We start from the raw sequence: 14,140 nt of genomic DNA, 5'->3' as shown, positions 1-14,140 counted from the left end.
CCTTCAAACACGATATCTCAAATTTTATCTACATTTGTGCCACCGCAAGGGTTTTCTGTTTCTGCCAAGAAATAGAAATTAAAAGGGAATCAGGTGTAAGTCCTGAACAGTCCCAGCTGCTGTAATCCTTTATCAAGGTTGTTGCAAAAAGCCACTATCCGATTAACGGGATGGGAAGGCGCAATCACCCAGGAAAGTCAGAAGACCTGCCTTTGTAATTATTCACTAAACCGCTCTCTGAGGAAGAGTTATTAGCATGAGAAAAACTGAAAACAAAGCCAGCTTCGGCTTGCGGTTTCTAACACCGTTTGCCCTTTTACTTTTCTTCGCCACTTCGGCTTGCCAGAATGCTTCTAAGCAGCAATCTGATTTTCCCGATTTCGACCCAAAGAAAGATTACTTCCCCGATAAGGCTTCTATCGATCATTCAGTCGGTTTCGACATTGAATATCATGGCAACTACAAAACGCTTCACCTTTTCAGGCACTATAACCAAGTAGCAGACACAGTCGATTTTGTGCTGTTACAAAAAGGAACTCCAGCACCTGAAGGTTTCGAAAAGCATCAAATCGTTTCCATTCCTGTTGAAAATGCGGTTTCTCTTTCCACCACTCACTTAGGCATGTTCGAATTGCTAGATGCTATAGATCAATTGAAAGGTGTGGAAATCAAACAATACATCAGCAACCAAGAAATTAAAGACAGAACCGATGCTGGTAAAATTACAGAAGTATCTCCTGCTGGCTCTCTCAATGTAGAAACCGTGATTAACATGGGGGCTGATGTGGTTTTGTCTGTGGGTTATCCAAATTCACAGAACGAAGCCTATCAGCAATTGGCTCAAGTCGGAATTCCTGTGGTAATGAATGCCGATTGGCAAGAAAACAATCTATTGGGCCGTGCGGAATGGGTTAAACTATTGGCTGCGCTTTTAAACAAAGAAGCCTTGGTAAACGAGAAATTCTCGGCCATTGAAAATCGCTACAATCAGGTGCTAGAATTGGTGCAAAACGTAGATTCTAAACCACTAACAATCACAGGAATTGCTCAAGGTGATGCTTGGCACGTGGCCGGAGGAAGAAGTTTCGCTTACCATGTAATGAATATTGCAGGTTCTGACTACCCTTGGAAAAACGATCCTTCAACGGGTAGCTTGAAACTCGATTTTGAAACCGTTTATGAATTTGGTTTAAAAGCCGACTTTTGGATGGCGCCAGGTTCAGCCAGAACTATGAAGGACATTCGCTCTCGCGATGAGCGCTATTCAGATTTCAAATCCTACAAGGAAAATCACATCTACAACATCTTTGGCCGCTATACCGAGGGAGGTGGGAACGATTATTACGAGCGCGGAGTGGTTGAACCTGATGTAGTTTTGAAAGATGTGGTAAAAATCTTCCACCCGCAATTATTGCCCGATCACGAATTGGTGTATTACTCCCAACTTCAATAAATCACAATTGAATCTTCCTGAAAACGATATTACCGCAAAGGCCAGTGCCTTTAAGGCGCGTTTGCTCATCATTCTGTGCTTGGTATTGGCCGTGCTTTTTCTGCTCGACATTGCCCTCGGCTCGGTGAGAATCCCTGTACCCGATGTCTTTAAGGCGCTCACGGGCGGAACCATAGACAATGCGGCTTGGCATGCCATCATTCTGAAAATTAGATTACCCAGAGCTATTACCGCTTTGTTAGCAGGAACAGCACTTTCTTTGGGTGGCTTGCAAATGCAAACGCTCTTTAGAAATCCATTGGCTGGGCCTTCGGTTTTGGGAATTACTGCAGGTGCAAGCTTGGGTGTTGCCGCTGTAATGTTGGCCACAGGAGCTGCCACCACAGCATTCTCCATTCGCCAATTGGGTATTGAAGGCAGCTGGCTAATTATTATTGCTTCTACTTTAGGGGCAGCAGCAGTACTGCTCATTATTCTCGGCATTTCCTTCAAAATAAAAGACAATGTAGTCATGCTGATTGTCGGAATCATGGTCGCGAACATTACGATTGCGGTGGTCAGTATTTGGCAATATTTCAGCGATCCTGAACAAATTCAAGAGTACATTCTTTGGACATTCGGCAGCTTAGGAGGTGTTACTAACGGGCAATTAGGAGCTCTTTCTATTATTGTGCTCACCGGAGTTGTCATCACCTTCTTTCTTTCCAAAACCCTGAACGTTTTGCTTTTGGGCGAAAACTATGCGCAAAGCATGGGGCTGAATGTAAAATGGTCGCGAATAGCCATTATAGCCACTACCAGCCTATTAGCAGGAGCCATCACAGGTTTTTGCGGGCCAATTGGTTTTGTTGGCATTGCTGTGCCACATCTTTCGCGAAGCTTTCTTAATACTTCCGATCATAGAATTCTGGTGCCAGCTTCGGCTTTAATCGGAGGCATCCTGATGCTCTTTTGCGACATAATTTCGCAAGTACCGGGCAGCCAAACCATTTTACCAGTCAATGCCATCACCGCTATGATTGGTTCTCCCATTGTCATCTGGATCATTCTTCAACGCAGAAACCTAAAAGCCAGCTTTTGAAAATGCCTGAAACCATATTGAAAACGGAGAATTTGAGCATCGGTTATTTTCATAAAGGCGATGCCAAAATGGTACTGGAAAAGCTAAACCTTGGATTAGAAAAAGGTAAACTGACCTGTTTACTCGGGGTAAATGGCGCTGGAAAATCCACTTTGATGCGGTCTTTGGCAGGCATTCAAAAGCCAATTCAAGGCGCCATTTCCATTCATGATCAGCCCTTGGCCTCCATTTCACCCAAAACCATGGCCAAGCAACTTAGCCTTGTGCTTACGGATAGGGTTGCTCCAGGAAACCTGACGGCTTATGCCTTGGTGAGCTTGGGACGTTTCCCCTATACGGGCTGGCTCGGTTCACTTTCCAAAGAAGACAAAAACATTATTTATAAGGCGATGGAAGCCACAGGAACGCTTGATTTTGCCAATACTCATATTGGAGAACTCAGCGATGGCGAAAGGCAGAAAGTGATGATCGCAAGAACTTTGGCTCAGGATACTGAAATCATTTTTCTGGACGAACCTACTGCCCACCTCGATCTTCCTAACCGAATCGAAATCTTCCACCTTTTAAGAAAACTGGCCATGGAAGAAAACAAGGCCATTCTGCTTTCTACCCACGAGGTTGACATGGCTTTGGCGCATGCCGATCAGCTTTGGCTCGTTACGCAGGATTACTCCATTGAGCAAGGTTGCCCTGAGGATTTGGTGTTGACAGGAAAATTTGAAAAAGCTTTTCAAAAGGAAAACCTGCAATTCGATTATGAACTGGGAAGCTTCAAGCGTATTTCTGATTTCCCAATTCTGGCGAGTATCGGAATAAAAGGAGAACCGATGCTAAAAAGATGGACCAAAAGCGCCATAGAAAGGGCTGGGTTTGTGGCTTCGGAATTAGCAAACGAAGACAAAATAATAACCGCGTCAGGTGGCTTAGGCAAGCCTCAATGGCACTTAAACACGACCAATACAACCTATCATTCAATAGAGGAACTACTTAAACATATTTAATAAACTATGAATCTAAATTTTAGAAAATGGGGGGCTTTTTTTGCCCTAACTTTTTCAGCCATCGCAGTATCTCAGGCTCAAGAGGAAAAATTCCGAGACCTTGGCGAAGTGGTGGTAACCGCAAATAAGTTCGAAACTCCGATCGAAAAAACGGGTAAAGTGATTTACAAAATCACGGCTGAGGATATTGAAAAGGCACCTGGAAGAACGGTTGCAGACCTATTGAATTTGCTACCTGGCATCAACATTGATGGCGCTTTCGGTACGCCCGGCACTAACTTAGATTACAGCATTCGCGGAGGCAGAAACCGCCAAACTTTGATTTTGATCGATGGTTTGCCCATCAACGACCCTTCTTCAATTGCCAATGATTACGACTTGAGATTGTTGAATTCCCAAGCCGTGGAATACATTGAAGTATTGAAAGGCGGAGCAAGCGCGCTCTACGGAACTGGCGCTTCTTCTGGCGTAATCAATATCAAACTGAAAGAACCAACCGCTGAAAAACCGGAGGTTACGCTTTCTCAAACTATCGGTTCGTTTACAACTTCAAACACCAATGCCGATGTTCAGGGAAAAGCTGGCAAATTCAGATATTTGGCCGCTGGGGCCTTTTCTACCAGCGAAGGTTTTTCTGCAGCTCAGGATAATGATCCAAACCTAGCTTTCGGTAACGATGGTTACTACAGATATTCTGGAAGAACCAAACTGGGTTATGATTTCACTGAGAATTTCACTCTAAACGGAAACTTCTCTTACGAAAAACTGAAGTCGGATTATGACGATGGCGCTTTTGCAGATGCCGACAATGAATTTACCATTCGTCAGGTAAGTTTTGGTTTGAACCCTCAGTTCAAGTACAACAAGGGTAAACTTCAGCTGAAGTATAACTTTAACCGCATCAACCGCGCATTTGATTCGGCTTATCCTTCAACCAACAAAGGAAAAAACACCCAAGCTGACTTAACTAACGAGTTCATTTTCAACGATAAAATCAAAAGCATTGTAGGTGTTCAGTATCAGGATTATAAGTTCGAAGATGCTGGTGAACAACCAACTCAAAGCAATATCGACCCTTACTTGAACCTCTTCATTGAAGTAACTGAAGGCTTTACTTTCAATGGTGGCGTGCGTTTGAACATCAACAGCGAGTACGGTTCAAACTTTGTGTACAACATTAACCCAAGCTACCTTTTCAACCTGAGCGAAACCAACCGATTGAAGGTTTTTGGTTCTTATTCAACCGCTTTTGTTTCTCCTAGTCTTTACCAATTGTTCTCTTCTTTCTATGGAAATCCAGATTTGAGTTCTGAAGAAAGCGAATCAACTGACTTTGGAGCTTCGATTTATTTGGGTGAAAAATTCACTTTGAATGCTGAATACTTCTGGAGAACCGAGGAAAACGCTATCGATTTTGTATCACAATATGACGGCCAAGGCAATTACATTGGAGGCGGTTATGCTAATGTTGTGGGCGAAAGAAAAATTCAGGGTGTTGAAGTTGATTTTGAATGGAAAGCCGCAGAAAAACTAGAATTGACCGGAAATTTCGCAAAATACCAATTCGGAAATCCAGCTCAGTTCTATAGAATTCCTGACTTAAAATACGGAGCAAAAGTGAGATACGCTTTCACTCCTCAAACCAGAGCTTCGGTGAATTACACCCGTTTTGGTGACAGACAAGCTTCAATTTTCTCTGATCCATATTTAGTAACACTTGACGGTTACAACATGGTAGACTTAACCATCAGCCATGAAATTTTGGACGGAAAACTGATTTTCTCTGGTATGATCAACAACCTACTTGACGAAGATTTTGTGGGTGTTTACGGCTATACAACTCGTCCAGCCAACTTCACCATCGGAATCACCGGCAAATTCTAAGCCCTTGACTTCACTAAATCATAGCAGTTCTTTCCTTTGCTCCTGGAGCGGGGGAAAGGACTGCTATCTTGCTTTTTTGAAAGCCTACAGAGCCGGAGCCGAACCTCGGGCTTTGTTCAATATGCTAAATGAAAACGGTGAGTTTTCCCGGTCTCATGGCATTCCCAAAAATATTTTGAAGCAACAGGCCAAGTGCGTAAACCTCCCAATCTGGTTTGGCTCTGCAACTTGGCAAGACTATGAAACGGCATATATCGAAAAGCTTCAAAAGCTAAAAATGGTGTATGAGCCAAGCAATATGGTTTTTGGCGATATCGATATTGAATCTCATAAAGCCTGGGAAGAAAAGGTTTCAGAAGCAGCCGGGCTGGAAGCAGAACTTCCACTTTGGCAGCAAAACCGTGAAGCTTTGGTTTATGAAATGGTGGATTTGGGCATAAAAGCCATGATTGTTTCATGCCGAAAAGAATTGGCTCCACAACTGCTCGGAAAAATCATTGACAAAGACATGATCAAAATGTTTCACAAGTTGGAAATTGATGCCTGTGGCGAAAATGGAGAATACCACACGCTGGTAGTTGATGGCCCTTTGCACCGCGAACCTCTCGCCATCAAAACGGGCGAAATCCTAAGCTTCGAACATTACGCATTCATCGAATTATTTTCTGCAACATGATTTATTACATCACGGGCGGCCAACGCTCTGGTAAATCCAGCTATGCCCAAAAGCTTGCGTTGGAACTGAGCAACAACCCTATTTATCTGGCTACAGCACGCTATTGGGACGGTGATTTTAGAAACCGAATTGCTCGCCATCAAGCCGATAGAGACGACCGCTGGGAAAATATTGAAGAAGAAAAATACGTAAGCCAACTCGGTTTTACTGGCCGTGTTGTGGTTATGGATTGCGTTACGCTTTGGCTCAACAATTTCTTTGTCGACACCAAAAACGATGTTGATGCATGTTTGGAACAAGCCAAAACAGAAATCGATGGACTTAGTCAACAAGCCGCGACATTCATCATCATTTCAAATGAAATTGGAATGGGTGTGCATTCACACCATGAATCAGGCAGAAAATTCACCGACTTGCAAGGTTGGGTAAACCAATATATCGCTCAAAAGGCCGACAAAGCCATTCTCATGGTTTCGGGCCTTCCTCTTAATCTTAAATAGAAAATGGACAAAACTGATTTTCAAAAATCACTTCAAGCCAAAATTGACTACAAAACCAAACCCTTGGGCGCCTTGGGCAAATTGGAAAAACTAGCTTTTCAGATTGGCAATATTCAGGGCACTTCACAACCCAAATTGACAAAACCAACCCTTGTAGTTTTCGCGGCCGATCATGGCGCAGCCAAAGCGGGCATCAGTGCTTATCCGCAAGAAGTTACTGCTCAAATGGTGCTCAACTTTATGCGAGGTGGAGCTGCCATTAATGTGTTCGCGAAGCAAAATAATATCGAACTGAAAGTTGTAAATGCGGGTGTCAACTACGATTTCGAATCGACTGAAGATTTGATACATGCCAGTATGGGCAAGGGCACGGCTAATTTTTTAGAAGGAGAAGCGATGAGCGAAAAGGCAGCCCAAGAAGCTATGGACAAGGGCGCTTCCATTGTTGAAAAGATTTTCCAAAGTGGTTGTAATGTAATTGGCTTTGGCGAAATGGGCATTGGAAACACCTCATCTGCTGCGTTGTTGATGCATATTTTTACCGAGATTCCTTTAAACGAATGCATCGGACGCGGGACCGGTTTGGACGATCAGGGTTTTAGAAATAAAATTCACATGCTCCGAAAAGCGGTTCAGCTGCACGGCAAAAACCATTCTGTTGAAAGCGCATTAGCCGCCTATGGTGGTTTCGAAATTGCCATGATTTGCGGAGCGATTTTAAAAGCCCACGAGCTCAAAATGATGCTGCTAATCGATGGTTTTATTGTGGGTTCTGCATTTTTGGCAGCCATGGAATTGAATCCCGATGTAATTCAAAATGCCATTTTCTGTCATACTTCTGCAGAACAAGGCCATGTTAAAATGCTCGAATTCTTGCAAGCAGAACCCATCCTTGACTTGGGCATGAGATTGGGAGAAGGAACCGGTTGTGCTGTGGCCTATCCCATTATCCAAAGTGCTGTCAACTTTCTGAACGAGATGGCAAGTTTCGAATCTGCTGGAGTTTCGAGTAAAAATGAAGGCTAATAAATGAGAAAGGAAGTTAAAATATTCTTTACCGCGATAATGTTTTATACGCGGATTCCATGCCCAAAATGGGTCGATCATTCTGAAGAATATTTGAATAAGGCTACACGATATCTGCCCTTAATCGGGTGGATTGTAGCTTTTCTCTCCCTGCTTCCCTTTGCAGCATTCTACTATTTAGGCGAACCTGTTTTAGCAGTGCTATCTTCTATGATTGCTTCGGTTTGGCTTACTGGCGCATTTCACGAAGACGGTTTTGCCGATGTTTGCGATGGGTTTGGTGGCGGTTGGACTAAAGAAAAAATCCTGACCATTATGAAAGATAGCCGCGTGGGTACGTATGGCGTGGCTGGGCTTATTTTCATTTTGGACGTTAAATTCTGGCTTCTTTTCAGGCTGACAAGCCTTTTTCATGGCGATGTCATTCGTATTTTGGCCGTTTACCTTGCTGGCCACAGTTTAAGTCGCTTTGTGGCTTCAACTTTCATTTTCACCCATGAATATGTAAGAGAAGATGCGCTTTCGAAAGCCAAGCCTGTAGCCAAAGGCATTTCATGGAACATTGTTTTGGTTGCTGGATTCCTAGGTGTTTTGCCCTTGCTTCTTTTTCAAAACGAATGGATTTTCCTGGTCATTCTCCCACTTTTCATCGCCAAATGGAAACTAGGCACTTTCTTTAAAAAATGGATTGGCGGCTATACAGGCGACTGCCTTGGCGCAACCCAACAAATCACTGAAATCGTATTTTACCTTTCCATTTTATTGCTGTGGAAATTTATCTGATTCGCCATACCACACCCCAGGTTGAAAAGGGAATTTGTTACGGACAGACAGACTTAGCTCTGAACGAAAAAACGTTTACTTCGGAATTTGAGAAACTTTGCCCACACCTGCCAAAATTGGATAAAGTCTATTCAAGCCCATTAGTTCGTTGTACTCAATTAGCGGCTAAATTTACTCCTGATTTTCAAGGTGACGATCGTTTAAAAGAACTCCATTTCGGTAGGTGGGAAATGCTGAATTGGAATGAAATTGCTCCCGAAGAACTGGAACCATGGATGGCCGATTTTGTCAATTATCGTGTGCCCAATGGCGAGAGCATGACGGATTTGATAGAGCGCACTTCTTCATTTTTTGAAGAACTACTTTAAACCAAAGATGAAAAAATAGGCATAGTGACTCACGCAGGTGTAATTCTGTCTATACTGGGGAAATCCGTGAATTTAACACCCGAAAATTTCTTCAAATTAAACCTCGATTACGGAAGTGTCTCATGCATTTCAGCACAAAAAGATCTGCTTCAAATAAATTACATCAACAGGTAAGTCAATTCACTTCGTATAGCTTTCAGGCGACATCAGTGTTTTACCGTTGTGAACATTGTTTCGTTTCTAAAGTTAAATGAGGAGTTATGAAAAGATTTTTGAACCTGATCCTTTTGATGTTTCTACTGGCCGCCTGTTCGCAGAACAACAGTTCGTTCGCCAATTCTGGTGTATCTCCCGATCATCAATTGTGGAATGAGCTTCTGCATAAATATGTAAGCTCAAATGGTTTTATGAACTATAAAGGCATAAGTACTGAGAAGGAAAAATTGCAAAAGTACTTAGATGAACTTAGCGAAAATGCCCCTTCAGACACTTGGAACAAAGAGGAAAAACTGGCGTATTGGATTAACGCTTACAACGCCTTTACGGTAAAATTAATCGTAGACAATTACCCAGTAGAAAGCATTAAAGACCTGAATCCCACCATCAGCATTCCTACGCTCAACACGGTTTGGACGAAGGAATGGTTTAAAATTGGAGGCGAAGATTTTAGCCTCGACCGCATTGAACACAAAATTCTTAGAAAGCAGTTTAACGAACCTCGAATCCATTTCGCCATCAATTGCGCGTCATTTTCATGCCCAGTATTAAGAAATGAAGCTTACACAGCCGACAAAATTGAAAGGCAATTGAACGAGCAGGCAAAAGCCTTTATTAATGACACGCAGCGTAACAAAATCAACAAGAACGAAGTTGAGTTATCAAAAATCTTCAACTGGTTTGGTGGCGATTTCAAAAAAGGCCAAACCTTGATCGATTTTCTGAACAAGTATTCGAAAATAAAAATTGATAAAGATGCTGAAATAAACTTTATGGATTACGATTGGAGTTTAAACGATGCATCTCAATAAAACACTTAAAATCAAGTACTTCCCCGTTAATTTTCGTTTTGATGTCAAGTAAGAAAGGCCGAGGGACTGTCCCTTGGCCTTTACGTTTTTAGTGAGTTTTCTTATACTTGCTATTTATAAGGGTCGTTCACTTTCTATGCAGTACAAGAGCAAGATAATTCTGGTTATTCTTTCGATAAGTTTATTCGTAGCATTTTCAGCTTTTCACCCGAAAAGTGAAGAAAAAGTGAAGACCGAAAAGGAAGAAGCAAGAAGAGCGCTCACCAATGCCGACTCTGATATTGCTGCGCTAGAACCCATCGACAACTATGCACAACGCGTTGTAAATAGCCTGAAGTTAACTGGTATTACGGTTGGGGTTGTAAAAAATGAAAAGTTGGTTTACGCCAAAGGTTTTGGCTATGCCGATAAAGAAAATAAGGTGCCTGTAAATCCTTCTCATGTTTTCCGTATCGGTAGTGTTTCCAAGCTATTGACAGCAACAGCCATTTTGAAAATGGTAGACGATGGAAAGCTTTCTTTAGATGACTTTGTTTTTGGAGACAAGGGCATTCTTAAAGGCCCAAAATATTCTGGAATTCGAAATCGTAATTATTACAAAATCAAAGTTAAACACCTACTTAACCATACCGGTGGCTGGAGTTTGATTACTTATGGCGATCCGATGTTTATTCCTCACAAAATCCATAAAATGGATAAGGCGGCTTATCCGATTGATTTTGATGAGGTGATTCATTTTGTAATTACCCGACACTTGCCTTATGTGCCAGGCACTCATTATGATTACTCCAATTTTGGTTACTGCTTGCTAGGAAGAATTATTGAAGAAAAAACGGGCAAAGGTTACGAAGAATGGGTTCAAGCCAATATTCTGAAGCCCAATGGAATTAGGCACATGCAAATAGCGGGTAGTTTTGAAAAGGACAGATTGCCCAACGAGGTAAAATATTACGATTACAGCCCCGACAACAAACAGTTATCATTCACGGGCTCTGGCCAAATGACCGACAAGCCTTATGGCGCAGACGACATTAAATTGATTGGGCCAGCAGGCGGATGGGTTGCCAATTCTGTAGACTTAATGAGGCTTCTGGTTTTGGTAGATGGCTATTCCAAACGCTACAAAGACATTTTAAGCGAAAGCCTTATGGACAAGATGATTCACGGAGTTGGAGGTGTTAATAGACCTTTAGGATGGCGAAGTGTTCAGGGTGAGCATTGGTGGAGAACCGGAACATTATCCGGCACTTCAGCTCTATTAACCCGCGACCTGAATGGAATTTCTTGGGTGATTATCGCAAACACAACGCCTCGCAGAGGCAGCTTCTGGAACACTAGCCGTTGGGCTATGCGCGAATCTTTCAAGCAAATCAAAAACTGGCCTAGCAACGATCTGTTTGAATTGAGTGAGTAAACCTCACCTCTTCAAAAGCTCATTTTCAACTGCCTTAAACAGAAGAACTCGAGAAAGACTTAGCTCACCAATCCCTCAAAAGCTTTTTCCCATTTGGTAAAATGGAAAGCAGAAAGAGCTTTCTCCATCATGGCGCTAATTTCTGAGTGGTTCAGCTGACCAATACTGCCTTCGTGGTTATGATTAACCGTGCGTTCAGGTTTGAATTCGCCCCTTTCAATCTCCATTCCTACTTGTTTATAAGCATCTCTGAAAGGAACTCCTGAAAGCACAAGTCTATTCACTTCTTCCACGCTGAACAGGTAATTGTACTTGTCTTTGGCAATAAGTTCTTGATTGATTTTTATTTTCTGAAGCATAAAATCAGCCATGAACAAGCAATCTTTCAAATCCTGAATACCAGGAAAAATCAGCTCTTTGATCAACTGCATTTCACGGTGATAGCCAACAGGCAGGTTCGTGGTAATCATAGCGATATCCATAGGTAAAGCCTGAAGACGGTTACACTTGCCACGCATCAGTTCAAAAACATCGGGATTCTTTTTGTGAGGCATAATGCTGGAACCTGTAGTGAGCTCATCTGGGAAACTGATAAAGCCAAAATCTTGCCCCATGTACAAGCAAACATCCATAGCAAATTTGCCGAGTGTTGCACCTATCGCAGCCATTCCCGTAGCCAAAGTTCGTTCCGCCTTGCCTCGGCCCATCATGGCATACACCACGTTATAATTCAGATCTTCAAAGCCCAATAAATCGGTAGTCATTCTTCGGTTTAAGGGGAAGGAAGAACCAAAGCCAGCACCAGAACCCAATGGATTTTTATTTACGACTTTATAAGCTGCTTCTAACGTGTATAAATCGTCTACCAGGCTTTCCGCGTAAGCGCCAAACCACAGACCGAAAGAAGAAGGCATGGCGACTTGCATATGCGTATAACCTGGCATCAAAACCCCTTTGTACTCGTTGCTCAGGCTCATAAATCGCTTGAAAAGTGTATCGACACCTTCTACAATTTGCTTTAGCTCAGAACGCATAAAAAGCTTCAAATCCACAAGAACCTGATCGTTTCGAGAACGACCGCTATGGATTTTCTTACCTATATCGCCCAGCCTTTGGGTAAGCAATAATTCCACTTGAGAATGAATATCTTCAACTCCTTCTTGAATAGAAAAATCACCCGACTGAATGGTTCGAAATATATTTTTAAGCTCAGCATGAATGGCCTCCTTTTCTTCCATTGTCAATAGGTCGATGCTGGCTAACATTTCGGTATGCGCCAAGGAACCCAGCACATCGTAGGGAGCCAAATGAATATCGAATTCAAGATCGCGACCAACGGTAAAACGTTCTACAATTTCGGATACTTGCGTTTCTTTTTGCCAGAGTTTCATGCTTGCTTATTTGAGGGCAAATTAGTCATTCAAAATTATTTAGATCTGAACTCTCCAAAAGTTTTAATCATTTGGCTTCGGTCCGTTTTTGTTCAATACACAATTGAATAATGAACTTTGGAAGAGTTCCTTTTTTATGCTAAAGAATGAATTCGCTCAGGTCTTTGTTTTGAACCAAACCTGAAAGGCGTTCTTGAACCATTTCTTTAGAAATTACCACCTTCGCGTTATGCGGAATGGTGTCAGGAATATCGAAAAGAATATCGTTCAGCAATTTGCTCATTACAGTGTGCAATCTTCTAGCACCAATATTTTCAACCTCTTCATTCACCCTGAAAGCAATTTCTGCCAGTTCTTTTAAAGCATCATCGGTGTATTCCAACGACACATCTTCAGACATTAATAGAGCCTCATATTGCTTAGTTAAGGCGTTTTTTGGTTCCTTCAGAATTTGATAGAAATCGTCTCTTGTAAGGCTATTTAATTCCACACGAATTGGGAAACGACCTTGAAGTTCGGGAATAAGATCAGAAGGTTTTGCCACATGAAATGCACCTGCTGCAATGAAAAGTATATGATCTGTATTGATGATTCCGTACTTCGTGTTCACAGAGCTGCCTTCCACAATCGGAAGCAAATCGCGTTGAACACCCTCGCGGCTCACATCTGGGCCTCCGCCTTGTTTGGATGAACTGCCCGCTACTTTATCAATTTCATCGATAAAGATGATCCCAGTGTTTTCAGCTTTACGAATGGCCTCCTCTTTCACTTCGTCCATATCGATGAGCTTGGCGCTCTCTTCTTCTAAAAGCAGCTTTTTGGCTTCTTCGATTGTAACTTTTCTGCGTTTGCTTTTCTTAGGCAACACATTGCTCAGCATGTCCTGAAGGTTCATCATGGAAACTTCATCCATACCTCCACCACCGATCATGCCCATGCCGGCCCCAGAAGGCGCTTGCACGTTAATTTCAATTTTTCGGCTGTCTATTTCGCCTGAACGTATTTTTTCGCGAAAACGCTCGCGGGTTCTCTCGTTCAATTCCGCATCCGACATTTTATCGGGTTCAGCACCATCTTCTACCACAGTGGCCGAAGGGCGAGTATTTTTAATAGGGGGAATTAAAGCATCGAGAATGATATCTTCAACTGCTTGCTCTGCGCGGCCCTTTACTTCTTCTTTTTTTGATTGGCGAACCAAGTTCACAGATTGCTCCACTAAATCGCGAACCATGCTTTCTACATCGCGACCTACATAGCCTACCTCTGTAAATTTTGAAGCTTCTACTTTGGTGAAAGGCGCATCGGCAATTTTAGCCAATCTTCGGGCAATTTCTGTTTTACCCACACCTGTTGCCCCAATCATAAGAATGTTATTTGGCACAATTTCGCTTTGCATTTCAGCTTTTACATGCATGCGTCTCCAACGATTACGAAGCGCAATAGCCACATTCTTTTTCGCATCGTGTTGGCCAATGATGTATTTATCGAGCTCAGCTACGATTTGCCTTGGGGTTAAATATTGTTCATTCAGCATA

At 42.5% G+C, this 14,140-nt stretch carries 12 protein-coding genes, 1 pseudogene and 1 riboswitch; of the genes and pseudogenes, 11 read left to right on the top strand and 2 right to left on the bottom strand.

The features are described from left to right. Positions 1–31 precede the first annotated feature (31 nt). A riboswitch (cobalamin riboswitch) is annotated at positions 32–228 on the top strand. A 28-nt stretch (positions 229–256) separates the two neighbouring features. The 11 genes and pseudogenes from ACXACJ_RS21210 to ACXACJ_RS21160 all read left to right on the top strand — a co-directional run bounded on the left by ACXACJ_RS21210 (position 257) and on the right by ACXACJ_RS21160 (position 11,214). Further along, positions 257–1,453 (top strand): ABC transporter substrate-binding protein, encoded by a 1,197-nt coding sequence (locus tag ACXACJ_RS21210; RefSeq protein WP_475136435.1) that lies wholly within the window; start codon positions 257–259, stop codon positions 1,451–1,453. Positions 1,454–1,460: 7 nt separating this feature from the next. Beyond that, on the top strand, positions 1,461–2,534 hold the full coding sequence (locus ACXACJ_RS21205; RefSeq protein WP_475136434.1) for a FecCD family ABC transporter permease: 1,074 nt from the start codon (positions 1,461–1,463) through the stop codon (positions 2,532–2,534). A 2-nt stretch (positions 2,535–2,536) separates the two neighbouring features. Next, complete coding sequence (locus ACXACJ_RS21200) at positions 2,537–3,535, top strand: ABC transporter ATP-binding protein (protein ID WP_475136433.1); 999 nt, start codon at positions 2,537–2,539, stop codon at positions 3,533–3,535. 6 nt (positions 3,536–3,541) lie between these two features. Further along, entirely contained in the window at positions 3,542–5,419 is a 1,878-nt protein-coding gene (locus ACXACJ_RS21195; RefSeq protein WP_475136432.1) for a TonB-dependent receptor plug domain-containing protein, read from the top strand. Beyond that, positions 5,358–6,095 (top strand): Dph6-related ATP pyrophosphatase, encoded by a 738-nt coding sequence (locus ACXACJ_RS21190; RefSeq protein WP_475136800.1) that lies wholly within the window; start codon positions 5,358–5,360, stop codon positions 6,093–6,095. The genes ACXACJ_RS21195 and ACXACJ_RS21190 overlap by 62 nt, the downstream gene beginning before the upstream one ends. Then, positions 6,092–6,595, top strand: coding sequence for a bifunctional adenosylcobinamide kinase/adenosylcobinamide-phosphate guanylyltransferase (locus ACXACJ_RS21185; protein ID WP_475136431.1), 504 nt, complete (start codon positions 6,092–6,094; stop codon positions 6,593–6,595). Before ACXACJ_RS21190 ends, ACXACJ_RS21185 begins: the two co-directional genes overlap by 4 nt. Positions 6,596–6,598: 3 nt before the next feature. Then, entirely contained in the window at positions 6,599–7,621 is a 1,023-nt protein-coding gene (gene cobT, locus ACXACJ_RS21180; RefSeq protein WP_475136430.1) for a nicotinate-nucleotide--dimethylbenzimidazole phosphoribosyltransferase, read from the top strand. Between the two features lie 3 nt (positions 7,622–7,624). Continuing rightward, complete coding sequence (locus ACXACJ_RS21175; RefSeq protein ID WP_475136429.1) at positions 7,625–8,404, top strand: adenosylcobinamide-GDP ribazoletransferase; 780 nt, start codon at positions 7,625–7,627, stop codon at positions 8,402–8,404. Further along, positions 8,389–8,946: pseudogene (gene cobC / locus ACXACJ_RS21170) on the top strand (alpha-ribazole phosphatase). The gene ACXACJ_RS21175 and the pseudogene cobC overlap by 16 nt, the downstream one beginning before the upstream one ends. Positions 8,947–9,032: 86 nt before the next feature. Continuing rightward, complete coding sequence (locus ACXACJ_RS21165; protein WP_475136428.1) at positions 9,033–9,800, top strand: DUF547 domain-containing protein; 768 nt, start codon at positions 9,033–9,035, stop codon at positions 9,798–9,800. A 226-nt stretch (positions 9,801–10,026) separates the two neighbouring features. Then, positions 10,027–11,214 carry a serine hydrolase domain-containing protein gene (locus ACXACJ_RS21160; RefSeq protein WP_475136427.1) on the top strand — a complete coding sequence of 396 codons (1,188 nt, stop codon included), beginning with the start codon at positions 10,027–10,029 and terminating at the stop codon, positions 11,212–11,214. Positions 11,215–11,273: 59 nt separating this feature from the next. Here the strand turns inward: ACXACJ_RS21160 and argH are convergent, their stop codons facing one another. Together argH and hslU are read right to left on the bottom strand one after the other, a co-directional pair. Continuing rightward, the gene (gene argH, locus ACXACJ_RS21155) at positions 11,274–12,605 is read right to left on the bottom strand and encodes an argininosuccinate lyase (RefSeq protein WP_475136426.1); all 1,332 of its coding nucleotides are present in this window, start codon (positions 12,603–12,605) and stop codon (positions 11,274–11,276) included. Positions 12,606–12,744: 139 nt separating this feature from the next. Further along, positions 12,745–14,139, bottom strand: coding sequence for an ATP-dependent protease ATPase subunit HslU (gene hslU, locus ACXACJ_RS21150; RefSeq protein WP_475136425.1), 1,395 nt, complete (start codon positions 14,137–14,139; stop codon positions 12,745–12,747). Position 14,140 lies beyond the last annotated feature (1 nt).

The sequence above is a fragment of the Roseivirga sp. AWQ4_251 genome, from assembly GCF_056158225.1.
The sequence above is the reverse complement of the archived record's forward strand: the minus strand, read 5'-3'. Positions and strand labels throughout refer to the sequence as shown.

Coding starts and splice junctions, on each gene's coding strand:
- ACXACJ_RS21195 (WP_475136432.1), top strand. CDS start 3,542: ATGAATCTAAATTTTAGAAAATGGGGGGCTTTTTTTGCCCTAACTTTT.
- ACXACJ_RS21185 (WP_475136431.1), top strand. CDS start 6,092: ATGATTTATTACATCACGGGCGGCCAACGCTCTGGTAAATCCAGCTAT.
- ACXACJ_RS21200 (WP_475136433.1), top strand. CDS start 2,537: ATGCCTGAAACCATATTGAAAACGGAGAATTTGAGCATCGGTTATTTT.
- hslU (WP_475136425.1), bottom strand. CDS start 14,139: ATGCTGAATGAACAATATTTAACCCCAAGGCAAATCGTAGCTGAGCTC.
- argH (WP_475136426.1), bottom strand. CDS start 12,605: ATGAAACTCTGGCAAAAAGAAACGCAAGTATCCGAAATTGTAGAACGT.
- cobT (WP_475136430.1), top strand. CDS start 6,599: ATGGACAAAACTGATTTTCAAAAATCACTTCAAGCCAAAATTGACTAC.
- ACXACJ_RS21175 (WP_475136429.1), top strand. CDS start 7,625: ATGAGAAAGGAAGTTAAAATATTCTTTACCGCGATAATGTTTTATACG.
- ACXACJ_RS21165 (WP_475136428.1), top strand. CDS start 9,033: ATGAAAAGATTTTTGAACCTGATCCTTTTGATGTTTCTACTGGCCGCC.
- ACXACJ_RS21210 (WP_475136435.1), top strand. CDS start 257: ATGAGAAAAACTGAAAACAAAGCCAGCTTCGGCTTGCGGTTTCTAACA.